Origin of the sequence: Acinetobacter sp. ANC 4216 (assembly GCF_004331195.1) — a bacterium.
Lineage (GTDB): Bacteria > Pseudomonadota > Gammaproteobacteria > Pseudomonadales > Moraxellaceae > Acinetobacter > Acinetobacter kookii.
In genome coordinates this window covers 1-24828 of the sequence record NZ_SJOC01000023.1, presented here as the reverse complement: position 1 = coordinate 24828, position 24828 = coordinate 1, and the positions used below count along the sequence as shown (strand labels likewise).

General features: G+C 42.6%; 23 protein-coding genes and 1 pseudogene. 8 read left to right on the top strand and 16 right to left on the bottom strand.

Annotated features, from left to right (window positions below):
- The 4 genes from hfq to tsaE all read right to left on the bottom strand — a co-directional run.
- The coding region (gene hfq / locus E0H88_RS14865) for an RNA chaperone Hfq (RefSeq protein ID WP_131274826.1) at window positions 1-355 on the bottom strand (355 nt) is incomplete at its 3' end.
- A gap of 90 nt (window positions 356-445) precedes the next feature.
- Window positions 446-1390 (bottom strand): tRNA (adenosine(37)-N6)-dimethylallyltransferase MiaA, encoded by a 945-nt coding sequence (gene miaA / locus E0H88_RS14860; RefSeq protein ID WP_131274824.1) that lies wholly within the window; start codon window positions 1388-1390, stop codon window positions 446-448.
- 6 nt (window positions 1391-1396) lie between these two features.
- On the bottom strand, window positions 1397-3370 hold the full coding sequence (mutL, locus tag E0H88_RS14855) for a DNA mismatch repair endonuclease MutL (RefSeq protein WP_131274822.1): 1974 nt from the start codon (window positions 3368-3370) through the stop codon (window positions 1397-1399).
- The gene (gene tsaE, locus E0H88_RS14850) at window positions 3363-3839 is read right to left on the bottom strand and encodes a tRNA (adenosine(37)-N6)-threonylcarbamoyltransferase complex ATPase subunit type 1 TsaE (RefSeq protein ID WP_092818375.1); all 477 of its coding nucleotides are present in this window, start codon (window positions 3837-3839) and stop codon (window positions 3363-3365) included. The genes mutL and tsaE overlap by 8 nt, the downstream gene beginning before the upstream one ends.
- A gap of 149 nt (window positions 3840-3988) precedes the next feature.
- Here tsaE and E0H88_RS14845 point away from each other — a divergent pair, with 149 nt between their 5' ends.
- The 3 genes from E0H88_RS14845 (at window position 3989) to E0H88_RS14835 (ending at window position 5881) form a co-directional block, all read left to right on the top strand.
- The gene (locus E0H88_RS14845) at window positions 3989-4894 is read left to right on the top strand and encodes a pseudouridine synthase (RefSeq protein WP_131274820.1); all 906 of its coding nucleotides are present in this window, start codon (window positions 3989-3991) and stop codon (window positions 4892-4894) included.
- A gap of 115 nt (window positions 4895-5009) precedes the next feature.
- Complete coding sequence (locus tag E0H88_RS14840; protein ID WP_131274818.1) at window positions 5010-5345, top strand: type II toxin-antitoxin system RelB/DinJ family antitoxin; 336 nt, start codon at window positions 5010-5012, stop codon at window positions 5343-5345.
- A 92-nt stretch (window positions 5346-5437) separates the two neighbouring features.
- A complete protein-coding gene (locus E0H88_RS14835; protein ID WP_092818378.1) occupies window positions 5438-5881 on the top strand; it encodes a GNAT family N-acetyltransferase in 444 nt (147 codons plus the stop codon).
- A gap of 3 nt (window positions 5882-5884) precedes the next feature.
- On the opposite strand, the gene E0H88_RS14830 is transcribed toward E0H88_RS14835, so the two are convergent.
- Complete coding sequence (locus tag E0H88_RS14830; protein WP_131274816.1) at window positions 5885-6595, bottom strand: pseudouridine synthase; 711 nt, start codon at window positions 6593-6595, stop codon at window positions 5885-5887.
- Between the two features lie 139 nt (window positions 6596-6734).
- Between E0H88_RS14830 and E0H88_RS14825 the strand changes: the two genes are divergently transcribed.
- Window positions 6735-7187, top strand: a complete 453-nt coding sequence (locus tag E0H88_RS14825) for a DUF441 domain-containing protein (protein WP_131274814.1) — start codon at window positions 6735-6737, stop codon at window positions 7185-7187.
- A 53-nt stretch (window positions 7188-7240) separates the two neighbouring features.
- Here the strand turns inward: E0H88_RS14825 and E0H88_RS14820 are convergent, their stop codons facing one another.
- Together E0H88_RS14820 and E0H88_RS14815 are read right to left on the bottom strand one after the other, a co-directional pair.
- A complete protein-coding gene (locus E0H88_RS14820; RefSeq protein WP_252152035.1) occupies window positions 7241-8416 on the bottom strand; it encodes an MFS transporter in 1176 nt (391 codons plus the stop codon).
- Window positions 8417-8584: 168 nt separating this feature from the next.
- A complete protein-coding gene (locus tag E0H88_RS14815; RefSeq protein ID WP_131274811.1) occupies window positions 8585-9505 on the bottom strand; it encodes a LysR family transcriptional regulator in 921 nt (306 codons plus the stop codon).
- Between the two features lie 377 nt (window positions 9506-9882).
- Here E0H88_RS14815 and E0H88_RS14810 point away from each other — a divergent pair, with 377 nt between their 5' ends.
- On the top strand, window positions 9883-10026 hold the full coding sequence (locus E0H88_RS14810) for a hypothetical protein (RefSeq protein WP_165493330.1): 144 nt from the start codon (window positions 9883-9885) through the stop codon (window positions 10024-10026).
- A gap of 107 nt (window positions 10027-10133) precedes the next feature.
- Here E0H88_RS14810 and E0H88_RS14805 read toward each other — a convergent pair whose 3' ends face one another.
- From E0H88_RS14805 to hrpA, 7 genes are all read right to left on the bottom strand, one after another.
- Window positions 10134-10496 (bottom strand): hypothetical protein, encoded by a 363-nt coding sequence (locus E0H88_RS14805; RefSeq protein WP_131274809.1) that lies wholly within the window; start codon window positions 10494-10496, stop codon window positions 10134-10136.
- Between the two features lie 339 nt (window positions 10497-10835).
- A complete protein-coding gene (locus tag E0H88_RS14800) occupies window positions 10836-11819 on the bottom strand; it encodes an ion transporter (RefSeq protein ID WP_131274806.1) in 984 nt (327 codons plus the stop codon).
- Window positions 11820-11931: 112 nt separating this feature from the next.
- Complete coding sequence (locus tag E0H88_RS14795) at window positions 11932-13647, bottom strand: DEAD/DEAH box helicase (RefSeq protein WP_131274804.1); 1716 nt, start codon at window positions 13645-13647, stop codon at window positions 11932-11934.
- Window positions 13648-13735: 88 nt separating this feature from the next.
- Window positions 13736-15742: a hypothetical protein gene (locus E0H88_RS14790; RefSeq protein WP_131274802.1), complete on the bottom strand. Its 2007-nt coding sequence runs from the start codon at window positions 15740-15742 to the stop codon at window positions 13736-13738.
- A gap of 181 nt (window positions 15743-15923) precedes the next feature.
- The gene (locus E0H88_RS14785; protein ID WP_131274799.1) at window positions 15924-16682 is read right to left on the bottom strand and encodes a lysophospholipid acyltransferase family protein; all 759 of its coding nucleotides are present in this window, start codon (window positions 16680-16682) and stop codon (window positions 15924-15926) included.
- An 11-nt stretch (window positions 16683-16693) separates the two neighbouring features.
- A complete protein-coding gene (locus E0H88_RS14780) occupies window positions 16694-17803 on the bottom strand; it encodes a beta-ketoacyl-ACP synthase III (protein WP_131274797.1) in 1110 nt (369 codons plus the stop codon).
- A 28-nt stretch (window positions 17804-17831) separates the two neighbouring features.
- Window positions 17832-21737 (bottom strand): ATP-dependent RNA helicase HrpA, encoded by a 3906-nt coding sequence (gene hrpA, locus E0H88_RS14775; RefSeq protein ID WP_502699752.1) that lies wholly within the window; start codon window positions 21735-21737, stop codon window positions 17832-17834.
- A 519-nt stretch (window positions 21738-22256) separates the two neighbouring features.
- Here hrpA and ahpC point away from each other — a divergent pair.
- Window positions 22257-22820, top strand: coding sequence for an alkyl hydroperoxide reductase subunit C (gene ahpC / locus E0H88_RS14770; protein ID WP_092818388.1), 564 nt, complete (start codon window positions 22257-22259; stop codon window positions 22818-22820).
- Window positions 22821-23242: 422 nt separating this feature from the next.
- Window positions 23243-23449 (top strand): KTSC domain-containing protein, encoded by a 207-nt coding sequence (locus E0H88_RS14765; RefSeq protein ID WP_092818389.1) that lies wholly within the window; start codon window positions 23243-23245, stop codon window positions 23447-23449.
- Window positions 23450-23496: 47 nt separating this feature from the next.
- On the opposite strand, the gene E0H88_RS14760 is transcribed toward E0H88_RS14765, so the two are convergent.
- Together E0H88_RS14760 and E0H88_RS14755 are read right to left on the bottom strand one after the other, a co-directional pair.
- The gene (locus E0H88_RS14760; RefSeq protein ID WP_131274793.1) at window positions 23497-24087 is read right to left on the bottom strand and encodes an O-methyltransferase; all 591 of its coding nucleotides are present in this window, start codon (window positions 24085-24087) and stop codon (window positions 23497-23499) included.
- A 62-nt stretch (window positions 24088-24149) separates the two neighbouring features.
- Entirely contained in the window at window positions 24150-24371 is a 222-nt protein-coding gene (locus E0H88_RS14755) for a DUF1653 domain-containing protein (protein ID WP_131274791.1), read from the bottom strand.
- Between the two features lie 264 nt (window positions 24372-24635).
- On the opposite strand from E0H88_RS14755, the pseudogene E0H88_RS14750 reads away from it, so the two are divergent.
- Window positions 24636-24828 (top strand): annotated as a pseudogene (locus E0H88_RS14750) (alkyl hydroperoxide reductase subunit F); the annotation flags it as partial.

Genomic DNA, 24828 nt, shown 5'->3' with positions numbered 1-24828 from the left:
GACCACCGAAGCCACCTTGGCTACCAAAACCGCCTTGACCACCGAAGCCGCCTTGACCACCGAAGCCACCTTGACCACCGAAGCCACCTTGAGGCTGACCGCCACCAAAACCGCCAGCACCTTGAGCACCAGCAGGAGCACCGGCAGGACGTGGATTACGTGCAGGAACAACTGTAGAAATCGCATGTTTGTAAACCATTTGGCTTACAGTATTTTTTAACAAAACAACATATTGGTCAAATGATTCAATATGACCTTGTAACTTAATACCATTTACAAGGAAGATAGAAACAGGAATACGTTCCTTACGGAGAGAATTTAAGAACGGATCTTGTAAAGTTTGACCTTTAGACATGTTATAACTCCAAAAAATTAAAAATCAGCGCAAAAAACTATCTTTATTTCTCAATAAAAATTATAAAAAAGATAGTTACTAAATTTTGCTTTATCCGTAACACTTTCGCAAGTCTTCTTGAGCCTGCTGGACCGTCAAATATGTTTTAAAATTATGCGATTCTTGCAAAGATCTTAACCAAGTATATTGACGTTTTGCCAGTTGTCGTGTTGCAAATAAAGACTTATCCTCCATTTCCCGTCGTTTTTCGACACTTAGATCACTTTTTTGTATAAATTCTAGAGCTTGTCGATAACCAACTGAGCGCATGGATGGTAAATTATCATTTAAATCGTATTTTTCAATCAAACCTTCTACTTCATGTAAAAATCCAATATCCCACATAGTTTTTAAACGTTGTTCGATACGCTTGTGTAATTCTACACGATCAGGCAATAAAGCATGATTATGAAATGTGTAGCGATATGGTATATTTTTGGGTTGTTCAGCTTGTAGTTTTGTAATTGGCTGTCCGGTCAGTCTAAATACTTCCAAGGCACGAATAATGCGTTGCTTATCACTGACCTTAAATTTCTGCCCTGCCAAAGCGTCAACCTTACATAGTTCCTGATAGACCGACTCCCAGCCTTCACGCTCCGCCTTGGCCTCAATTTCAGCCCGTACGGCATAATCCGCACTCGGTAAATTACTCGACAATCCTTCCAATAAAGCCTTGAAATACAGCATGGTACCACCAACTAAAATTGGAGTTTTACCGCGTGCATGAATATCATCAATTAACCCGCAGGCATCTTCGACAAACTGGGCTGCCGAATAGACTTCCAAAGGGGTAATAATATCGATGAGATGATGCGGATAACGCGCCTGCTCCTCCTTCGTCGGCTTCGCGGTACCAATGTCCATGTCCTGATAAACCAGCGCAGAATCGACGGAGATCAGCTCGAAATGGCCCTGCTCATAAAGTTCACATGCCAAAGCGGTTTTACCACTTGCAGTTGGTCCCATTAAATTGATGACCGGCAATTGATTCGACATGTACAACTACTCTCCTCGAGCAAAAAGTTTATCTAATTGTGAAAGTGGAAATGCACGCCAGGTGGGGCGTCCATGGTTACACTGACTGGCAAATTCGGTTTGTTCCATCTGGCGCAGTAAAGCATTCATTTCCGAAAGACTTAAAATACGATGCGCACGTACTGCTCCATGACAGGCCATGCCTGCTAGAATCTGGTCACGCTTTTGCAACAATCCCTGTGCTTCATCATTGGGATCGAGATCATTCAGCAATTCAGGGACTAAAGCCGCGAAATCGGCCTTGTGCAAAATGGCGGGAACACCACGCACAATCACCTGTTCATCGCCATATTGGTCAATTTCCAGACCCAGTCGTGCCAACTGGCTTTTTAACTCATCCACCCGCATCGCCTGCATACGACTGATGCTGATCACTTTAGGAATCAGCAGTTGTTGTGATGTCCAGAATTCAGGCTTATCCCATGCGGCTTTCATTTGCTGCAACACAATGCGTTCATGCGCTGCATGCATATCGACAATAATCAGGCCTTCGCTGTTTTGCGCCAGAATATAAATGCCATGTAACTGTGCAATGGCGATACCCAACGGATGTTCATCCACGTAGGTCGATTGCGGCTTTTCAATATGATGACTATCACTTAGGCTATTGATTGGAGAGGATGGAATATCCGTTTCTTCACGTAACGGTGCCAGATAGCTTTTTAAGGCATTATTCAGCTGTTGTGAACCTGAATAGCTATTTGCGACATGAGATGAGGCATAATGCACCGTTTGCGGACTGCTGGCATTAAAATCACTCAGCACATCGGTAGAAATTTGCGCTTCCGGTTGTGGCGTATAGGCATCTACCGCCTTATGCAGTTGAAACTGTTCCTGATAACGCGGTTGCGGCTGCACAGCAGCAAGCTGATCTGCTTCATCCCTTTTCATGGCCGAAGCCAGTTCAGCTGTGGCCGTTTGAAATTGAGACAACTTTTCTTTAGCAAAATGACGTACAAACTCATGTACTTCACGCTGATTTAAAAAACGGATTTCATGCTTGGTTGGATGCACATTGACATCGATATTTTCAGGATCGACTTCCAAAAACAGCAAATAGGCAGGATGCTGATGACCGTGCAGAATGCCATCATAAGCCATACGCAAGGCATGCGAGATGGTCTTGTCTTTGACAATCCGGCCATTCACATACACATACTGCAAATCGGCTTGCGCACGCGCATCTGAGGGATGTCCCAACCAGCCGGACAAACGCATATTGATACTGTCGGCATCAATCCAGTACGCATTTTCGGTAAATTGTCGGCCCAAGAGCTGCTGCACACGCTGAAAACGCAGCTCACCGCTATCTGCTACCGGCAAATTCAGGCGGATATTGTTGTTATGCTCCAACACAAAACGGATATCGAAATGGGTCAATGCCAGACGGCGCACAATTTCTTCAATATGACCAAATTCAGTCGCCTGTTTTTTTAAGAATTTGCGACGTGCGGGCACATTAAAGAATAAATCCTGTACCCGGATATGGGTACCTTTTTTTGTTGCAACCGCCTGAATTTCCTGATGATCAAAAGCCGTACCATTGACTTCTACCTGATAACCGATGCCTTCATCATTTTGACTGCTGGTCAGGGTCAGGCGTGACACCGCAGCAATCGATGCTAAGGCTTCGCCACGAAAACCCAAACTGACAATTGCATGCAAATCATCTGCTGTCTGGATTTTACTGGTGGCATGCCGCATGACGGCCAGAGCCAAATCGTCAGGATGAACCCCATGACCATTGTCCATGATTTCAATGAGGGTACTGCCGCCTTGCTCAACCCGAATAATAAGCTCCGTCGCACCCGCATCAATTGAATTTTCTAATAATTCTTTGACCACCGATGCAGGACGTTCAATCACCTCACCTGCTGCAATCTGGTTCGCCAGTGCAGGATTAAGGGTATGAATACGGCGTTCGCTCAAATTATCACGCATTGTTAAAATGGCTCTCTAATGCTTGGTTTAATGCTGCAGACGAGAAACTTAAACTTGCAGTACGCGTCAGCTCATCTTCAGACTTTTCAATATTGATGATCAGGTCAGGCTGTGGAATTTCATCGCCACCTTTGGATGGCCATTCAAATAAAAATAGCGCATTCGGCGTTTCCAAATAGTCGCGAATGCCCATCAGCTCCAGTTCATAAGGGTCATTTAAACGGTATAGATCGAAATGGAAGATGTCTTTTCCATGAATATTATACGGTTCTACCAAGGTATAAGTCGGGCTTTTTACTGCACCTTGATGACCTAAACTTTGCAAAAAATAGCGGGTCAGTGTGGTTTTTCCCGCACCTAAATCACCAATTAAATAAATTACACCCGTTGTAAAATGCTCTGCCAAAACCTGTGCTAAATTTTGGGTATCGTCTTCATTGTTTAAAGCCAAATTAAATGAATACTGCATATTACTCACGACAAAATTCAAAAGAACAATTATGATAGCATCGCACCGCTTTATTGCCCATGTTCACACTTCCAAATATGGAACTTTTCCTGCATTTCATTGTAAATAGCAGGATATTATGCACAGCAGATTGATCTACCACAAATCACATGACCAGTACTGAATTTCTTCCACCTATGATTGATGGTGTTAGCGCAAGTAAAGTTTTTTTGCCTAAAACCTCTCCTGCACCAGACAGTGTATATCAATATCTTTGTCAGCAATTTGCGCATATTGAGCCTGCTGAATGGCAACAACGTTTTGCCGATGGTTTAATTTATAATGCCGTAGGCAATATTCTAACGGTTGATGCACCTTATAATGAAAATAGTCATGTGTTCTATTACCGCTTTTTAGCCCATGAAATACCTGTTCCTTTTGAACATAAAGTTTTATTTGAAAATGAACATTTACTGGTCATCGACAAACCGCATTTTTTAACCATCAGTCCGACCGGACAATATGTTCAGGAAACGCTTTTAGTTCGTTTAAAAAAACAGACCGGCAATGAATTTCTAACCCCGATTCATCGTCTGGATCGAGAAACTGCCGGGGTGGTTTTATTCTCCAAACAGGTTGCTAGCCGTGCAATCTATCAGGAGATGTTCGCCAAACGTGAGGTGAAAAAAACCTATCATGCTATTGCACCGTTTCATGCCAATTTAACATTTCCCTGCTATACACGTTACCGCATGGAAAAAGGTGAACCCTTCTATACCATGCAAGTGATTGAAGGCAAAATAAATAGTGAAACAGAGATTGATCTGATCGAACATGATGTAGCATGGGGAAAATATGAGCTGAAACCGACCACCGGCAAGCAGCACCAGCTTCGCGTGCACTTGCACAGCTTGGGCATTGCCATTAAAAACGATCCCTTTTATCCAACCGTACAGCATAAAAGGGAAGATGATTTTTCTGCACCACTGCAACTGTTAGCCAAGCATCTTGCATTTATTGACCCCCTAAGCGGGCAGGACATGGCTTTTTCATCGCATTTCGAATTGACATTGTAATATGCTTGTCATTACAAAATATTTTGGTAAATCGAGTGTATGAATATTGAAATTACATTCAATTTGATTAAAATAAATGCTGAAAAGTTAAGTAATTAGACGTATTTAAAAAATCATGAGAAAAACCGAAGTTTATCAAATACGACTTGATTCCCAAGAAAAAAAGCATGCTTTTGCAGTGTTTAAACAATTGGGCATTACGCCAGCACAAGCTGTCCGACTGTTTTTCAAACAGGTTGTTTTAACAAAATCCATTCCATTTTCTATTGAAAATCAAAATATTAATCTTGATCAACTACAGAAAATCCGAAAATTAAAACAACAACAAAACACTTTAAACGCTCCTGCAGAACAAGCTGTTTCTCATGATCAGGACTTTGATCTGGATGATGAACATTTAGACTTATTTGAAGAACTAAATGCGATTTTGGGTGAAAGTGACAAAACTTAACAGTGTCGCATTTACAAACAAAATTTAGAAAAATTCTCATAAAAACTTAGGTATGCTTCATGCAAAGACTATAAAAAAGCATGGAGTATCGCATGATCGTACGACGCGCCTCTTTAGAAGATTTACACCCGCTTTCTGTTCTTTTTGATGAATACCGTCAATTTTATGGTGCTTCTTCTAATCTGGATGTATCTTATCAATTTTTAAAGCAGCGATTTGAAAATCAGGAAAGCGTCATTTTCATTCATGTCAAAGATGATGTTTTTACCGGTTTTATTTTGTTATATCTCGGCTTTTCATCGGTGGCTTGTGCAAATTATTACATTCTGGATGATGTTTACGTCACCCCGACTTTTCGTCGTCAGGGTTCAGCCAAACAGCTCATCGATACTGCAATTTTATTTGCTCGTCATGAAAATGCTCAGCGTATTAGCCTGCAAACTCAAAAAAACAACTATCAATCCCATCAACTTTATCAACAAATGGGCTTTGTTAAGGATGATGAATTTCAAATCTATCATTGTTTCCTGAAATAACCATTAAACCGTCATTCGTGTCTTGGCCAGTTCTACCTGTTCCGGGCTTAAATAGGTCCAATGCCCTTCTTCCAAATCTGTGCATGTCAAGGCGCCGATTTGCTGACGATGCAATCGCTCCACCTTATTGCCTACTGCCGCCAACATTCGCTTCACCTGATGATAAACGCCCTGATGAATCGTGAATTGCAATTCGTTTTCAGCCAGTAGAATGATATCCGTCGCGGCAAAAATACCCGCTTCATTGCGCAATTCCACGCCCTGCTCTAGCTGCTGAATTTGCCCTGCCGTTACAGGATCGGCGGTTTGCATACGGTAAACTTTGGCCACATGTTTTTTCGGGTGGGTTAAAGCCTGTAAAAATTGCCCATCATCAGTGAGCAATAACAGTCCACTGGTGTCCTGATCTAATCGCCCCACACACTGCAAGCCGCGATTCATCAACACATCGTCAAACAAGTCAAATACGCTAAAATGATGGGTAGCCTGATGGGAACACTCATAACCTTGCGGCTTGTTTAGGGCAATATACACCTTTTCCCGATAATCAAAGCTTTCACCATAGACCGTAAAAGTTAAATCCTTTAAATCCAGCTTATGTTTGGGATTGCTGATGACTTCACCTTGAATGGCAATCGCTCCGTTTTTAATGAGCTGCTGGCAATGTTTACGCGAACCAAAGCCCTGCGATTGCAACATCTTTTCCAACAACATAGCCCCAACCTTTTACTCTCACGGAATGCGCATTCTATACTGAAATGACGGCTTTTTTTATTGTTCCCGCTTTTTCAGGCAAATCTTTTATCAAAACCTTATACAATACGTATGATTTATCACTTTCTCCCTTAAAATCATGTCCCATCTCGATTTAAACCTGATTGTTCTACTGGTGTTATTGGCCTGCGGTATTTTTAGCCACAATAGTGCCGTAACGATTGCTGCGGGTGTACTGATCGTTTTTCGCATTACCCCGCTGAGTGAATATTTTCCTTATCTGCAACAACACGGTTTAAATATTGGCATCATTATTTTAACCATTGGGGTACTTACGCCTATTGCCAGTGGCAAAATCCCTGGGGATGCCATTTTAAAATCTTTTTTAAGCTTCAAATCATTGCTTGCCATCGCCGTTGGCGTACTGGTCGCATGGCTGGGTGGACGCGGCGTCAAACTGATGAGCAACCAGCCGGATGTGGTTGCAGGATTGCTGATTGGTACAGTTGCAGGCGTGGCAGTATTGCGCGGCGTTCCCGTCGGTCCTTTAATTGCAGCAGGAATATTTACCCTGTTTATTGGGCATTCTTAAGTTTTTAATTTTAAACCTGATCCCTGTTACTGATTACGCTTGATCTTCATGGCTTATGCAGCTTTTCGAAATAGAATTCTGGTTAAAAGCATACCGATGAGTGACAGTGTGGCCATTAAAATTCCCACCCAAAACCATCCACCTGTGGCCATTACAATTGAGGCAATCAAAGGCGGCAACAGGAATTGTGAGGTGGCAGAAAATTGCAACACCAACCCGATTGTGGTGGTAATGGCAATCGGCTTTGCGGAAAAATTTAACACTTGAGAAAATACGACCGCTGCGACCAAACCGCCAAACAATGAAAAGCTCAAAACCAATATAAATTGCAGAATAAAGGGCAAAAATTCGCGTAACAGATAAAAACTCAGGGCACAGACCATTAAGGTGGAAAAACCGGTTTGGACTAAAGTTTGAGGCCGAAAACCACGCTGTAACAGTAAGCCACACCCAAAGGTACCAACGGCATTGGCAATCGCCACGATTGCCGTTAAGGCCCCGGCAACCGCTAAAGAAACTTGATATTGCTGATAAATGCTGGGCAAAAAACCAACCAGACTCAACCATTGTCCGGCATATACACCAAAAACAGTCGCCAGAATCCAGGCTGGAGGATGTTTTAAAGTCAGCTTAATTAAATCAAGTATTGCAACCGATTGGGGATGGGTTTGCATGGCGGGAATAACCGTGTAAATCACGCCAGCCAAAGCGAGTGATAATATCCCGAAACCCATCCACACCCCTTGCCAGCCCATACTATTAATGAGGAATGGCGTACACAGCAAGCCTATTCCCATTCCGCCTCCCATATAGGCACTCCATAGGCCCATCTTGGCTTGCAACTGCTCGACCGGAACCAGTTGACGGATAAAAGCGGGACCACTCAAGGTAATCAGTAAAAATCCGAAACCTTCAACCACGCGAAGTGCCAGCAACGCCGGGAATGCCTGTACAAAACCACCGCTAAAACTGGCAATTGCGAGTAAACTCAAGCCCAATAGTACACAGCGTTTTAAACCAAGTTTAGCGGTATAGCTGCCCAGCAAAAGTGCCATGCACATGCCTGCAACTTGTACCAGGGACAATAAAAAACCGGCTTGCACCAAGCTGATGCCTAACTCGGCTTGCAGAACAGGAACTGCAGGTGGTAACTTGCCTACATGCATGGCAGCGACAAATCCTGCCGCAATAATCCATAAATCTTTGCTGAGCCAGCGCACGGAACTCACACCCCTTCTCCCTTAGCGATTCCAGCGTTAGACTAGCAAGAATAAAAACGGTTATTTATCGTTGATTTGAATAAGCTAAGATCTTGCAACAATCAATCCGCCATTAGCTCGGATCATAAAATTTCCCTATAAAGCCTTGATCCTGTAACAAATTCGGGCACGAATTTTTTAAGCAGAATAATATGGATTACGCTTCTGCGAGAATTTTTCCAATTGTTTCAGGAAACCTTCAAAATAGCTTTTTTCTTTTTCCTCTGTTCGATAACCTGCATACAAAGTACGGCGCAAACCACTCGCAGCAACACAGTCCAAACGACGTGAAGTCACCCAGCCCTTTTGCTCATATTCATTCACGACCCAGTCTGGAAGTGCCGCTATGCCGCGCCCACTGGCCACCAGTTGAATCAGCATCTGGGTCAAATCCGTGGTCCGGATCTGTTTCGGCTGTATATTGGCAGGAATAAACAGTTTTGCCATGATGTCCAGACGGTGCTTATCCACCGGATAAGTAATCAGGGTTTCCTCCGCCAGTTCTTGCACGGTGATGCGTTCTGCACGTACCAGCGGATGGGTATTGGATAAGACCAGACGTGACTCATATTCAAAAATCGGGAAATATTCAATGCCTTTTAAGGCAATCGGATCTGCCGTAATCAACAGGTCAAATTCGGCATTTTGCAGCAGTTCATGCGGATTGGCTTCAAAACCTGAAGCGAAATCAAGATCTACATCTGGGTATTGCTGACGATATTGATTCAGCAAGGGCATTAACCAGTCAAAACAGCTATGACATTCAGAGGAGAAAATAATCCGTCCTGTCTGGCCATGTACAATACGGGTAATGTCAGTTTGCGTAATCTGGATTTGTGGCAATACATCATCCGCCAATTTCAGCAAGCGCTGCCCCACATTGGAAAAAGTGACCGGACGGCTACGGCGATTGACCACTTCCACTCCATACCAGTGATCCAGTTCTTTCAGCTGATGAGAAATGGCTGATGGTGTTAAACACAGGTCATTGGCAGCAGCCACTAGTGAACCATGTTCACGCAATGCCGTTAAAGTTTTTAAGTGACGAATTTCAAGCATGAGTAAGGGTCCAGCAAAACATCGTTTTGCCCTTACGCAAGGCTTTCAGCTATGCTGGAAGTGCGAAGAGGCAATAAAAAGCAGCTTTGCCTGAGCGCAAGACGAGAAGCTATGCTTCAAGTAGCGAGGCTAAGACAAAGCTTTAAATAAATAAGATTAATAATTTGAAGTTATTCGCACTACTAAAATGAATAATCAAACCAATAAGTGAATATTATTCAATATAGCATTAAATTAATTAGTATGTTTCATGTTTAATTTTATTTAATGATGTTTTCAACGAAAATAATCTTTTTTTTTAAGGAAATTTCTTAATACGCATATGTACTATTCAAACTTTAAAGACCGCTTAGCATAGATTACAGAGGGATGCCGAAGTGATTGGCATTGAAACTTCTTGTTCTGGTTTAGCGCTATTAAAAAGCATTGCTGCAGAACGTTTATGGGTGAATCCAGTTTGTGACTTGAAAACGCGGGCATGGGATAAAAAACTGCCTTGGCAACTTTGTTGCAATGGCTAAAGAAGGATCGAAAGAATGAGAGGCTGCCTCATCCATTCACATGGCATAGGATTTTCAAAACAGGCAACTTCTTTGAAAGGCTATTTTTAACCTTAAAACATTATGACTTAGCTAAAATTGTAATATTGCCCTGTACTAAAGTCATACAGACTGATGGTCGAACCGGAAACCGTGATTTCATAATAACTTGAGTTGCCATAATGGTAACCTTCGTATTTTTTTATGCCTTTCTTTTTTAAACTGATATATTCGCTATGACCATAGTCATACAGGTTAAATTCCCGGCCGGTATTTCGTCCTTCAAAAACTGCTGAGCGCTGATAATCATAAAGTTTTGCCTCATGTGCATTTACATTACCGCTGATTTGGGGATATGCACTTTCATTATAATCATAAATATTTGATTTATGATTGCCAAACTCCAGCTTGGCCACTACTAGGGCAAGCGCTGCTCTCTGATACTGTTTCATATATTTTCCTTTTCATTTTTTTTATTTTCATTGAATGAAAAAATCATCCTGTTTTTTTCAACGTTAAAACTGACCCAGCTTATGGTTAATCACAACCAACATAACAAATTATTTTTCCGACTCAAAGTGATTATTTTTTACAAGGCTCCCTTGGAGTGAGTTCCATAACCTTAGCGCTCCATATATACACATTTCAACCTGTCAGGAACGCATCAATCCAGCAATTCCAGCGAAGACATCACCCATCCTTCACGGCCTAATCATCAATCAAGCCCAGTCATCAATTTTAATCTACAATGCAAACCATGTGTGAAATGTCAACGGACCCTAAATATCAGCTTACTCTGGCAATTTTTTTCCGCAATGTGGACAATAGGCATATTGCTCGCGTTCTTGCTTTAATGCTTCTTCTCGCTGTTCGCGCAGCAGCTGGAAAACAATATCTCGAGTTTGATGCGAAGTGAGCCCCACCTCTTTGCGAATGATCTCTATTTTCTCCTGATCACTCAATAAATCAATTTCCGAACTCTGCAAGAGCTCTCTAAACCTTAATTCCAGATTCTGCTTACGCTGTTCCAGTTCGTGCGTTAGTCCAGTGGCCAAAATACCTGCCGGTAAAGCAGCCAGCCCGACGCCTAAAATGGTAATAATTGCGCCCAAAAAACGCCCCAACGGTGTAATCGGCGTAACATCCCCATAACCTACAGTGGTCAGGGTCACCACGGCCCACCACATGGAGGCAGGAATGGAGGTAAACACCTCTGGCTGGGCTTTGCTTTCGACCACATAAATACTCGCAGCAGCCATCATGATCATAATGCCTAGAATAAAAATGACTGCCTGGAACGATCCTTTTTCTCGCTCAATCACACGCAATAGAATTTGCAGGGAAACAAAATAACGGGTTAATTTTAACAGTCGTATCAGCCGTAAAATTCTCAGGAAACGTAGGTCAATCGGCACCCAGAAATTAATATAAGCCGGCAGAATGGCCAATAAATCGATAATTGCGGCACCACTTTTGACCCAGTTCAGGCGATTTTTCCAGGCACTGTAAAATGGATTTACTTCGGCAACCGACCAAAAACGCAGCAGATATTCAAGCGAAAAAATGAAGATGGAAAAATATTCGAAAAAATCGAAAAATGCTGTATAGGATTGATACAGGTCATTCACCGACTCCAACAACACGGCTGCCGCATTGCCCAGAATCAGTAAAATTAAAAAATAGTTGATCGCCCGACTAAATTTTGTTTCGTAGTCTTCATTATGTAAATTGTTATAAACGAATTTTCTTAGTGTATACCACGTAGTAAATGCCATAGCCGTGCATATCGTGATTGAAAGGACTTTAGTTTAACCGAAGTTTGCGATGATGTAATGAATGATCAATACATCCTGACTGATCATTCATGAGCAGGAGTTTGATGATGCTTTATTCTACAAACAACAAAGCCAAACGCACCTGATCGTACCCCATACGCGGACTGGTCGCTTCCACAATCGGGCGCAGCTTGATTTCACCATCTTCACTAAAGTTTTCAGGACTTTGACGCTTCATTAAACGCTTATAGATTTTCCGTACCTGTTCCACCACCTCATCGCCCGGATGAGCTACAGAAATGTCCAAGCCCTGCTCTTTATGCAATTTCGCCAGATGATTGATAATGGTCGCTGGCGTCAAACCGCGCTCAACGGCAATATCCTGAATTTCATAGCCTTCTTCAAACAGTTCACGGGTTTCATCCAGTGTGGCAGTGGCATAATTGGTTTTGCCGCCACTTTTGGCAATTTTCTTCTCGTTACGCTGAATTTCAGCTTCATTCAGGGTGCCGCCACAATGACGGATAAAGGCCTTATGCTGCGGCGTTAAATCGATCAGTTCAAAGTGGTTTTCCGCTTCTTCCGACAGTTCCTGAAAACGGCGATCCGCCTTGATGGCCAGACTGTCCAGTTCCAGAGCCTGTTCATTCATGCCCAGCAATTTTAAGCCGCTTAATGCTTTTAAACGCGACAGTGCCACATAGCCCTGACCTTTTTCAAAAGTATGTGCCAGATTAATCTCGGCTGCTTCCAGCGTCATGCCTTGTGATTTATGAATGGTAATGGCCCACGCCAGACGTAATGGAATTTGCTGAAAACTGGCAATGGTTTTACCGGCATCGTTATCGACCGACCAGGTTTCAGGCTCCACCAGCAGTACCGTACCGTCGGTCAGTTTTACCTTGGGCAAAATGCCATATTCATCATCTTCTTCAAAGCCAATGACCTCGCCCAGACTGCCGTTGATATAGCCCATATCAAAGTTGTTTTTAACAAACATGACCTTGGCATTTTTCTTTAAAGTCAGGTTTTCAGGCGCACGTACGGACGATTTTAAGGTTTCAATCAGCTTGTCATTGCCATCACAGATCGCGTCAAACTGCTTGCTTTCGGCATCAATGGCATTCAGATGCTTAAAGTTGATGCTATCCACATCCATATTGTGGGTATATAAGCGGGTGAAGGTTTCTCCCACATCCTGCTGGCGGGTCTGTTCCAAAGCCCGAAGATGTTCAGCGCTTATGCTTTGGCTGCGAATGGCATTTAAAATATCATTTAAATAGTCATTGCCCTGGCGGTGCTGCTCGGTCAGATAACAGACCCGAAATTTGGCTTCCACCCATGCATCAGACATAAAGCAGAATTTGTCCCGGTTACGTTCGTCATTTTTACCCACCGGCGGCAACTGGAAGAAATCACCGGCGACAATGACCTGAATCCCGCCAAAGGCTTCATCACTTTCTTTAAAATATTTTAAAACCTGATTGACCAGATTCAACTGCTTGGCATGCAGCATAGAAATTTCATCAATAATCAGTACCTGGGCATTTTCCAGATGCTCTTTGAGGTACTTGCGTTCTTTCATGTTTTTCAGGTCAGCATCACCCAGAAAATCCTTGATGCCGATTCCCGCCCATGTATGAATGGTCATGCCATTCATATGCGTTGCCGCAATACCGGTGGATGCCGTAATCGCCACAGGCACCTTGCGGGCTTTTAAATAATTGATGTACTGATTGAGTGTATAGGTTTTCCCTGCACCAGCCGAACCTGTTAAAAAGACATTTTCGCCCGCTTTCAAAAGCTTGAGTGCAGTTTCTTGTTTCATAAGACCTATAACCGTAAATTAACGGCTATAGCCTACCGATTTTTTTGCTAAAAGTTAAGCCCGGAAAAAAGTTTAGCGACAGCGGCTGTCACTTAAACGGCGCAAACTGGCCATTTAACCAGGAGATAAATTGCAGCGCGATATTGACAAAAAGATATTCGGTTTTTCTATTATGCGGATATTCAAGTTGGTCATAGATCAACTGACCTTCGCGCAGGTAACAGCCTAAAGTCATATGCAACTTGCCGGTTTGCGAGACCATATGAAAAGCCACATACTCTCTTTCAATAATCCGCTGTGCATAACTGGCTGCCAGACAATTTTGACATCTTTGCGACTCTTCAATAATCCGGTCCAGATCTGTCAATTCTTCAAAGCTCCAGCTGGAAAAGTGCATGACTTTTTCCGGCATCAAAGGCTGCCATACTGAAGCTGCATAACTTGCCTTTAACTGGCTGATAATTTCCTGCTTCTGGATGTAATTATGCCAGTCCGTGGCCTGATGATAAAACCCGATCCAGCTGGTACTTTTCGCTACAGGTTGATTGTCCTTAAAAAACTCAACCAGATAATCACGCACATAGGCGTCGAACACCGATACCCGGATATTTCGGCCACGCAGGTAAAAGATCTGCCTAAACTCATCCAGCTGCATTTTATAGCGCTGCAACACGCTATAAAATTCGCGATTCTGATGGGTTTCCGGTCGAATATAAGCCATTAAATCATCGCCGAAAACCCTGGTTATTTTGTGCAAGTACAACATATAGGCCTGCATCACTCGGCTTAAACGCAAATAGATTTTCTTCACGGTTTGCTCATTGCCTTGGGTGACATTGCGCATTAACTCCATCCATTCATCCAGATACAAAATGGATGGGCTGATGGCAATACGCTGGTCATCCAAAGCCTGATTCTGCCCTTTAAGCATCACACTATGATTATGTTCATGCTCAAACCAGGCTTCCTGCATGGCAAAATAATGACAGCTATGAATAAACATGCGTGCTGAACAATGCTGAAAGTATTGCAAGGTGGCTAAAATAACTTGAGGATGAACCTGACTGCTATCGATAAAACTGAATGCCGTGACTGCAACCCGTACACTGCTCTGCTGAATATTGCGGCTTAGCCAGTCCAGTACCTCGGCAGACTGTTTAAACAGCCAGTTTACCGCTCGCGGATAATCAAATAAGGGCAATTTTGCGACTTTCTTTTGCCAGACCCCAGTCGAGCTGTGCAGAAAATTATGTTTGGAGAGTAAATTATCACGCTGCCAGAGTTCACGCCGCATCAAACGCACAAAGCCCAGCAAGGCTGGTTGCTCGCAAGCATGCCGATAGAGCAAATGGATATCATCCTGATGTTCCATTAGCTCATTCAAGTTAAAGCGCTCTTCAAATGAAAGCGCCATAATGCGGTACATCGCTGCAGGCAAACACTGGGCTGCACTAAAACAAAATTCATCCAGCGCTTCCATTAAAGCTTGCAAGGGTAAAAATTCATTTCCATACACCCTTTGTACTGAACAGATCTCTTGCAGCATCTGGATCAGCGCTTCAGGTAATGCCGTTTTATTCACGACATAATCTGTCAAAACGGCATTAGAATAGATATTGGCTTTCATCATCAGCTGATCAATAATTTCAGCTTCAAGCAAGGAAAGATTTTTCAAATAAGCCCGCACCCGCTCGGCACCATGCACCCACAGATACACCTGATCGAGTAAGAGCTGGCGCAGCTGCTGGGCTTTTTGACGCAGATACAGAGAATGTTGCGGCTTTAAGTCATTGGTGAGAAAGTACAGATCATGCAGTATGAATTCTTCCAGTAATTCAGCTTTTTGTCCCAGATACGTGAAATCAAAATGCAAAATACTGGTCTGCGCCGACTCAGGGGCATGAAATTGCAACTGAAACAACCCATTGGCCACGTGTACAATATGCCGTTCCTGATCGATACGAAACATATTTTGTGCATTCAGCTCATCAACAATATTGAGCTGATCTTGAAAAATTTCATTGAGATTTTTAGAAATTCTGAGTAACTGTTTCGCAATCCCTTGATCTTGCAGTACTAAACGATCCTGTTCCATACTCGCCTCAAATTAAATGATCATGCTAAAATGAATTTAATCATTTTAATCATATAGTAATCTAATCCAGGTACTGTATGCCGAGTTCATAATTTAATCAAATCTGCTCGATGAATCCTTAAAGCCTAATGACTGGTTCATCCATTTATCATTGTGGAAATAAAATACAGGTCAAGCCTGTTCAAGCTTTTTTGTCATCGCGCTGTTGTTTTAAATATTCTAAACCCGCATAAATTTGTTGCTGGATCTGATCGCGAAAATCTTTTAATTGTTCCTTATTTTCAATATGCATTAAATTCTGTCGCGGCATAAATTGAAAATAAAAAGGCAGACGCTTCGGAATGATACTTTTTGGCAAGGATGGAATGACATCGCCATGGCGCAACCATTTATCCAGTTGCGGCAACTTTAACAGTTTTTGAAACCACGCGCTTTCAATAATCCGATTGGCATCAAAGCCCAGCTCAAAGATTTCATCGCCACCTAAGGCAGCAAAAGGCACAATATCATAGTTAAATTCTTGCGCGAGTTTTAGAAAACCGTAACGCTGTTTCCAGATCAGCTGATAGGCCTCACCTTTTCTTTTTAAAACTTCCCGCCCACCTCCAGGAAAGACCAGAATCGAATAGCCTTGCTGCATCGCTGCACGGATATATGCTTTTTCGCCATCGACCGCACCGAACTTCTTAAACAGGGTACGCCAGCCAGGCAAATAAAAATGGCCATGATCAGCAACACTGACCACAGCCACCTGATGATGATTATATAAATAATCAATCAGCACCGGGGAATCAAATACCCCATAAAGGGTATGATTCCCGACATACATTGCAGGTCTGGCAGCATCAATATGTTCAGCTCCCAAAAAGGTTGGGGTGAAGTACAGTTTGGACAACGCACTGAGGCATTTTATCCATCTTGCATCATGCTCGACCTGCAATAGATGATTCCTTATGCAACAACGTGTTTTTGTACCAGAACCGAACCGACCGAATAACCCGCACCAAATGAGCAAAGTACGCCGTACTCGCCATCATTCACTTCATGTGCGGTGCGGTGTAAGGCAATGATCACGCCTGCAGAAGATGTATTGGCAAATTCATCGAGAATAATCGGCACAAGCGAACGGTCAGCATCTTTACCGACGACATATTTCAAGATCAGGTCATTCATGCTGGCATTGGCTTGATGCAGCCAGAAACGCTTCACGTTAGTTGGCGCAATTTCATTTTTCTCAAGCTGCTTGGTGATGATTTTCGCAACCAGCGGACACACCTCTTTAAACACTTTACGACCGTCCTGACGGAACAGCTTGTCATCAACCACCGCATCTTCACTACGGTTCAAGTAACCGAAATTGTTGCGGATGTTGTTGGAAAATTGCGTAAACAAATGCGTATCTAAAATGTCAAAACCGGTTTTAGTGGTCGTATCTTCAATAATTGATGCCGTAGCCACATCACCGAAAATAAAGTGACAGTCGCGTGAACGGAAATCGGTATGGCCAGAGGTAATTTCTACATTGACCAATAACACGCGGCGTGCACCGCTTTTGATTGCATCAGCTGCCTGTTTTAAACCGAAAGTTGCAGCAGAACAGGCAACGTTCATGTCATAGGCATAGCCTTGAATGCCCAAAGCCGTTTGAATTTCAATCGCTACAGCAGGATAGGCACGCTGGATATTTGAACATGAAAGAATCACGACATCGATATCTTCAGCCGTAACCCCGGCATTTTCCATCGCCTGTTTGGCAGCAGTTACGCCCCATTCCGCTTGAATAGAAAGCTCATCATTGCTGCGTTCACGTAAGCGTGGATATAAACGTTTTGGGTCTAGGATGCCTGATTTTTCAGCAACATAGCGACTTTTAACCCCAGACGCCTTTTCAATGAATTCCGCATTCGAACCGCGAAGCGCTTCAATTTCACCCGCTGCGATTTTATCCGCATTGTCGTGGTTAAACTGTTCCACATAAGCATTTAAACTTTCAACCAATTCATCATTGCTAATCGATTCTTCTGGGTGATAAAGACCAGTACCGGTAATACGAATGCCCATGTAAAACTCCCGTTAATTTTGCGCTATGTTAATTCATGCCTGACTGATTCCATACTTTTTGCAATCGGGTTGGAGAAACCGGCATCTTTGTTTTCATTGGCTGTGAGAACAGGGAAATGCGGAACTCCTCGACCATAAAGTACAAATCTTTCAGGCGAGCGTCATTTTTAAACTTAAACAATTTTTCCATCCATGGGTCAACTTGATCGATGGCAGAATTGTCTCTTTGCAGGTTATTGGGCAAGCGCTCCAAACGCAAGACCAATGCCTTCAAATAGCGTGGAAATTCCTGCCAGATATCCGAAGATTTCACATATACACAGTTGGAAAGATTCATCAAATCAAGCTGATCCTCAATGTCATCGATATTTTTTCCAAAGATAGAATCGTCGAGAACCAATAATTTCCGACGAATATCCTGCCACTGGATATAAATATCGCTGAGTGTAGATAATGCCACTTGACCATGAGTTAGGAAAGATTTTTTTACATTTAAAAGCAAGTTTTGAAATTCTTCAGCATTGACAGGAAGCTCATTTATGGTCATCTGGAGTGTGGCATAAACCAACATCTGCTCCAGTTGGACCTTGTCACCCAGCGGTGAATAGGCCAAAGCCAGCGGTTTCGGAATCTGTTTTTTCAGTTGACGAATCAAATCGCCCAGCTGCAAATAGACCAGATGAATCACTCCTTCCCGATGCTGTTTAATGGCTTCAGCCTGATCATTAAAAGTCTGAATCACCACACCGGATTCATCTTTCGCTTCCAGCTTTGCAAATGCTTTGGTCGGCACCAGTGCCTGATATTGTTTCACAACAACACCGGTTACTTTTTGCGAAGCTTCAAAAGTGAAATTTTCCGGGAAAGTCTTAAATTCGCCTTTTAGCTGCTTGACCGGACTATGCGTTTCAGTACGGCAGCGTGCTTTCAGTTCAGACAGATCCCGGCCTTTTTCAATCACACGGCCCTTTTCATCCATCACTTTAATGAACGGCAGCAAATACTGTTCGACACGCTCAAAAGAAAAGTCTTTTTCGGTAATTTGTTCGCCGCGCAGCTGAAAAGACAGGAAGCTGAAAATATGCTCGCGTAAATTGACTGCATCTATTACCTTCATCAGTTTACGTGCGGTGTCCGGAATCGGCACCAGATTACGGCGCTTGTCTTTAGGCAAAGATTTTAACAAAGCTTCGATTAAATCCTGACGCCAGCCCGGAATCCCCCATGACCAGATGTTTTCATCGACCTGTGGCAAAGCCTGTACTGGAATTTTAACCGTTGCACCATCTTCATCATGACTCGGATCAAAACGGTAACTGGCCGCCAGACGCAATGTACCATTATGCAAATAATCCGGAAATTGCTGTGTGGTTGGACGGTCGTTCATCCACAGTGCATCATCTTCGACAAATAAATAGCGCGGATTTTGCGGCTCAACCGTTGCACGCCAGTCTTCAAAACTACGGCGACTGGCCACTTCTGCCGGCACTTTAGAAGCATAGAACTGATAGATGGTTTCTTCATCCACCACCAGGTCACGACGACGCAGCTTGTCTTCTACCCGTTCCACTTCTTCAAGCTTCAGTAAATTATGCTTTAAGAATGGCGGCGTGATACCCAAATTCCCGGTGGTTAAAGCATCACGCAGGAAAATTTCATGTGCAGCAGCCTGATCGACCTTTTCATAGTTGACCTGACGTTTCGGCTCTACAATCAAACCGAATAATGAAATCTGGTCATATGCATTGACCACACCGGCTTTTTTCGACCAGTGTGGCTCGAAATAATGATGTTTCAGCAGATCACGCGCTGCCAGCAGAATCCATTCAGGTTCAATTTTTGCAAGTGTACGCAAGTACACCTGAGATGTTTCCACCATTTCAAAAGCCATCACCCACGGCGTATTGGTCTTATGCAAGGTGGATGCCGGGAAAATACGGGCTTTTTGCTGACGCACGGCCATAAACACATTGCGCTCATCAGTTTTATTGGCAATAAAAGACAATAAACCGGTCAGCAAGGCACGATGCAGGTTTTCATAGCTGGCTTTCTTTTCATTAAAGGACAGCTTCAAGCCTTTTGCCAAATCCACCAGCTGTTCATGAGTTTTTTTCCATTCTCGCAAACGCAGCCAGCTCAGGAAGTGATTGCGGGCAAAAGTACGACGCTTGTTTTCGCTCATACTGTCGCGATTGGCATGCAGCGTTTCCCACAGTTTTAAATAAAACAGGAAATCTGAATCTGCTTCACGGAACAAGGCATGTTTTTGGTCTGCCTGCATCTGTTTATCCGCAGGACGTTCACGTGGATCTTGCACTGCTAGTGCAGCGACGATGACCAGGACTTCATTCAGCACACCAAAATGCGCTCCACCCAAAATCATCCGGGCCAACCGCGGATCAATCGGCATTTTTGCCATCTGCTGACCGATTTTGGTTAATCCACTGCTTTGAAGCCCTCCTTTATCAAAGGATGAGGAGTTTTTCTCCGCAAGAGGAGAATTTGCATTTGGATTTTGACCTTTAGGGGGATTTTTCTCAGAAAGTGCCCCAAGCTCAATCAGCAATTTACGCCCATCATTCACTAAACGGTGATCTGGCGGCTCAATAAAATCAAATTCTTCCAGTGAACCCAGATTCAGACTTTGCATTTGCAAAATCACCGAAGCCAAGTTGGTTCGTTTAATCTCGGGTTCGGTAAATTCAGGACGGCTTTGGAAATCTTCCTCAGAATACAATCGGATACAGACACCCGGCGCAATACGGCCACAACGGCCTTTACGCTGATTGGCTGCCGCTTGAGACACTGCTTCAATCGGCAAACGTTGCACACGGGAACGGTAGCTATAACGGGAAATACGCGCAAAACCGCTGTCGATCACATAGCGGATATTGGGTACAGTTAAGGCCGTTTCAGCCACGTTGGTGGCAATAATAATGCGTCGCCCACCACCGCCAGGATTGAAAATCTTTTGCTGCTCTGCAATAGCTAAACGCGCATATAAAGGCAAAATTTCGGTGTGCCGTGGTCCATGCTTTTTCAGGGTTTCCTGCAGTTCACGAATTTCCTGTTCGGTACTGGCAAAGATCAGAATATCGGCATGTTCAGGATGGCCTTTTTGCTGTGCATCGACAAAACATTCTTCTACCGCTTGTACCACTGCACGCGGCAGGTTTTCTTCAAAGTCATCAAACTCGTCGTCATCACTGCCGCCAATGCTCATTTCTGAAATGGGACGATAACGCACTTCTACCGGATAACTGCGCCCTTCCACTTCAAAAACAGGTGCTCCGTTAAAGTAGTTGCTAAAACGGTTTACATCTAAGGTTGCTGAGGTGATGATGACTTTTAAATCTTTGCGGCGTGGCAGAAGCTGCTTTAAATACCCCATGATGAAGTCGATATTCAATGAACGTTCATGCGCTTCATCAATAATAATGGTGTCGTATTTGGTCAAATAACGGTCATTAGCCAGTTCAGCCAGTAAAATACCGTCCGTCATCAAACGAACAATCGAGTCTTGCGAACCCTGCTCGTTAAAGCGAATTTTAAAACCGATGGATTCACCCAGCTTCTCACCCACTTCTTCGGCAATACGCTGTGATACGCTACGCGCAGCCAGTCGACGCGGTTGGGTATGACCAATCATTCCAGTTAACCCGCGACCGGCCAGCATGGCAATTTGTGGTAATTGTGTGGTTTTACCCGAACCGGTTTCCCCAGCCACAATAATCACTTGATGCTGTTGAATCGCTTCAATCAACTTGTCTTTATATTGGGTAACAGGAAGGTCCTGATTCAGCTTGACGCTTGGAATACGGCTCAGGCGTTCGCGAACTTTCAGATTGGATTTCTCGAACAGCTCTTGGTATTGTTTTTCGTTGGCATCTTTACCTTTGCGGAGTCGATTTAAACGATGACAGTCACGAGCCATGACCAATTGATCTACATTTAAATGACTGAACACAGATACCTTATCCCAAAACAAAAAATTGAACTGAGTATTTTACGCTGTAACGCAGCCAAGAGAAAGCCAGCCTGATATTTATTGCTGCTATTTTTAAGCGCGACAAGCGTTAGAATCCTTCAGCTTTGGGCACAATCAGGACAATAAACCGGCACTTTATCACTCGGTTTTCCCTTGGCCAGCAGAATGAGAAACCAATAAAATGCTTTGTCCTGAAAACAAATTAAATTTTTAAAAAATTACCCTTGAATTTTACTTGTGCAACCTTCATGTTCTTAGGCAAGCTGAAAAACTGCATATTTGTCATTTAATAATCATTTTTAAATGATTGAATAGATAAAGAGTCAGATTTGGTGGAATTGTAGACTTTATATTAGTTAATTCGGTTTTTCCGATTTCAATAATGTAAAAATACTGTTTCAGCAATAAGAAAAAATTCGCTATCCTTTTGGAAATCAAATACAAACCTCAATCATGGAGACAATGATGAGCTTAATTAATACTGAAGTTAAACCATTTAAAGCAACTGCATTCCAAAACGGTCAATTTATTGAAGTGACTGAAGCTGATCTTAAAGGCAAATGGTCTGTTGTATTCTTCTACCCAGCTGACTTCACTTTCGTTTGTCCAACTGAACTGGGTGACCTTGCAGACAACTACGCTGAATTCCAAAAATTAGGCGTTGAAATCTATTCAGTTTCTACTGACACTCACTTCACTCACAAAGCTTGGCACGATTCTTCAGAAGAAATCAAAAAAATCCAATACGTAATGGTTGGCGATCCAACTTGGACTCTTGCTAAAAACTTTGAAGTATTAATCGAAGCTGCTGGTCTTGCTGACCGTGGTACTTTCGTAATCGATCCTGAAGGCAAAATCCAGATCGTTGAAATCAACGCTGGTGGTGTAGGCCGTGACGCTCAAGAACTTCTTCGTAAAGTTAAAGCAGCTCAATACGTTCACGCTCACCCAGGTGAAGTTTGCCCAGCTAAATGGAAAGAAGGCGACGCTACTCTAGCTCCTTCAATCGACCTAGTAGGTAAAATCTAATTTAAATTAGATTGAACTAATTCAAAAAACCACGCTCTTTAGCGTGGTTTTTTTGGTCACTCGTTTGTTGTTATATTTGATTTATGAAAGATATATATTAATAAACATTTGCAATTTTATTATTTTTACTTTTAGGGTTTACCCTTTAAATAGCCATTTTGAGAAAACCAAAGCTCATCCATAAACCCTTGCCATGGCAAAAATACAATAATCTATGGGTTAAATTAAAAATGGAAAGGTGTACTTTGACAGTATTAATTTTGATCGGTATAGCTGGTGCTATATTTGAAAATCACAACAAATTAAATCTTAATTCCAAGCTACCTTTCAGCAATTATTTCTGTTATACATCAATTATGATCTTATCAGTATGGTCATGCTCAGTAAGACATCAAAACGCTTTGGTTATATATGAGGTGCTTATGGGAACAATGCTTGTCGTAACTTCTTATAAATACAGTACATCATCACGCTATTTAAAAATTTTTTATAATAATGGTTCAGCTGAACTGTACCATCCTGTGCCTGAATTCATTTATAACAACCTGCTTCGCAGCAGTGATAAGGCAGCATTTGTCCATAAATATCTCGAATATGATTTGCACTTTACCCGGGTTTCGATTGATTAAAAAAATCAGGGTTTATCCCTGATTTTTAAATACCCTGAATTAATTTTTTATTTATAACAAATCATAAATAAACCTGCGCCAATAGACAGGGTCATACTCATAAAACGTTCATCACTTTTCACCAGTGCAATAAACTGTTTAACTTCTGCGGCATGCGAGATCACATTATCGACAAACATGACGCCATTTTCAGGATGCAACATATGCTGCAAATACTGCCAGTAATCTACATAGGCATCCCGTTCGGCATCCAGCAAAATAAAGTCATATTGCTGTTCGGTCTTTTCAAGAAAACTTTGTGCATCCCCTACCCAGAAATCAATCACTTCACTCAATTGTAGCTCTTGGGCATATTGCTGAGCTTGCTGGGTACGTTCCGGATCAATTTCCAAAGTAGTGACATGACCTTGGGAAGTCTGAGCTGCATTGGCCAGCCATAAAGTCGAATAACCTGTTGAAGTACCAATCTCCAAAATGTTTTTAGATTGTTGGATGCGTACCTGCATGGCTAAAAATAATGCAGAATCCGGCTCGATATTTCGATAACGCTGAATACGGTCTTTTTGCAAGGCATCAAACTTGATAAAACTTTGATGCAGCTCCTGCATTCGTTTCTGGAATGTCTCACTCATGCTCATCACAGCTATTCCCATCTTATTATTCTGTTGAGTCTAGCGTTTATCGAGGTCGTTAATCCAGTTCATGCGGTTTCTTGAATTAATTTAAATCGTGGAACCACTGCACCATTCTCGAGTGTGACCGTTTCCTGAAACATCTCCAAGGGACGTACCCACATTGAATAATCGCCATATAAACATTGATAGACCACCAGTTTCTCGGCCGTTTCACTATGGGTAGCCACATGAAAGACCTGATATAACTTGCCCTTATAGTGTTGATAAATCCCGGATTTGATTTGCATTTCTATGACCTTGTTAAAACATGATGCCATCATAATCAAAATTACCCAGAAGTATGCAGAAATTGATAAAAAATGCTTTAATTTCTGCTTAATACTTGAATATTCAAACTAAACCAGCATTTACTTAAGACAGTATTTTTTGTAAAAAATTTATCAATCTATTAAACCGATTGTTTTTATAAAAATGAAATGTTTTACCTATTTAAATATTTATCTTAATATAGCTTTATTAAATAAGCATTTACTCCCTTGGAGACGTTAGCCATGTTAGACCAAAACACTTCAGCACAACTTAAAACACTCTTGCAACGTCTGGAAAGCCCGATTGAACTGGTCGCAACCTTGGATGGTTCGGACAAGTCGGACAAGATTAAAGAACTGGTGACTGAAGTTGCAGCCTTATCTGATTTAGTCACTGCACGTTTCGACGGTACCAATAAACGTGCCCCAAGCTTTG

Coding starts and splice junctions, on each gene's coding strand:
- E0H88_RS14830 (WP_131274816.1), bottom strand. CDS start 6,595: ATGTTGTTGGAAAAGATGTTGCAATCGCAGGGCTTTGGTTCGCGTAAA.
- E0H88_RS14805 (WP_131274809.1), bottom strand. CDS start 10,496: ATGAAACAGTATCAGAGAGCAGCGCTTGCCCTAGTAGTGGCCAAGCTG.
- hrpA (WP_502699752.1), bottom strand. CDS start 21,737: ATGGCTCGTGACTGTCATCGTTTAAATCGACTCCGCAAAGGTAAAGAT.
- tsaE (WP_092818375.1), bottom strand. CDS start 3,839: ATGCAGTATTCATTTAATTTGGCTTTAAACAATGAAGACGATACCCAA.
- E0H88_RS14760 (WP_131274793.1), bottom strand. CDS start 24,087: ATGAGCATGAGTGAGACATTCCAGAAACGAATGCAGGAGCTGCATCAA.
- E0H88_RS14825 (WP_131274814.1), top strand. CDS start 6,735: ATGTCCCATCTCGATTTAAACCTGATTGTTCTACTGGTGTTATTGGCC.
- ahpC (WP_092818388.1), top strand. CDS start 22,257: ATGAGCTTAATTAATACTGAAGTTAAACCATTTAAAGCAACTGCATTC.
- E0H88_RS14795 (WP_131274804.1), bottom strand. CDS start 13,647: ATGAAACAAGAAACTGCACTCAAGCTTTTGAAAGCGGGCGAAAATGTC.
- miaA (WP_131274824.1), bottom strand. CDS start 1,390: ATGTCGAATCAATTGCCGGTCATCAATTTAATGGGACCAACTGCAAGT.
- E0H88_RS14780 (WP_131274797.1), bottom strand. CDS start 17,803: ATGGGCATTCGTATTACCGGTACTGGTCTTTATCACCCAGAAGAATCG.
- E0H88_RS14840 (WP_131274818.1), top strand. CDS start 5,010: ATGAGAAAAACCGAAGTTTATCAAATACGACTTGATTCCCAAGAAAAA.
- E0H88_RS14800 (WP_131274806.1), bottom strand. CDS start 11,819: ATGGCATTTACTACGTGGTATACACTAAGAAAATTCGTTTATAACAAT.
- E0H88_RS14845 (WP_131274820.1), top strand. CDS start 3,989: ATGACCAGTACTGAATTTCTTCCACCTATGATTGATGGTGTTAGCGCA.
- E0H88_RS14815 (WP_131274811.1), bottom strand. CDS start 9,505: ATGCTTGAAATTCGTCACTTAAAAACTTTAACGGCATTGCGTGAACAT.
- E0H88_RS14790 (WP_131274802.1), bottom strand. CDS start 15,742: ATGGAACAGGATCGTTTAGTACTGCAAGATCAAGGGATTGCGAAACAG.
- E0H88_RS14835 (WP_092818378.1), top strand. CDS start 5,438: ATGATCGTACGACGCGCCTCTTTAGAAGATTTACACCCGCTTTCTGTT.
- mutL (WP_131274822.1), bottom strand. CDS start 3,370: ATGCGTGATAATTTGAGCGAACGCCGTATTCATACCCTTAATCCTGCA.
- E0H88_RS14755 (WP_131274791.1), bottom strand. CDS start 24,371: ATGCAAATCAAATCCGGGATTTATCAACACTATAAGGGCAAGTTATAT.
- E0H88_RS14765 (WP_092818389.1), top strand. CDS start 23,243: ATGGGAACAATGCTTGTCGTAACTTCTTATAAATACAGTACATCATCA.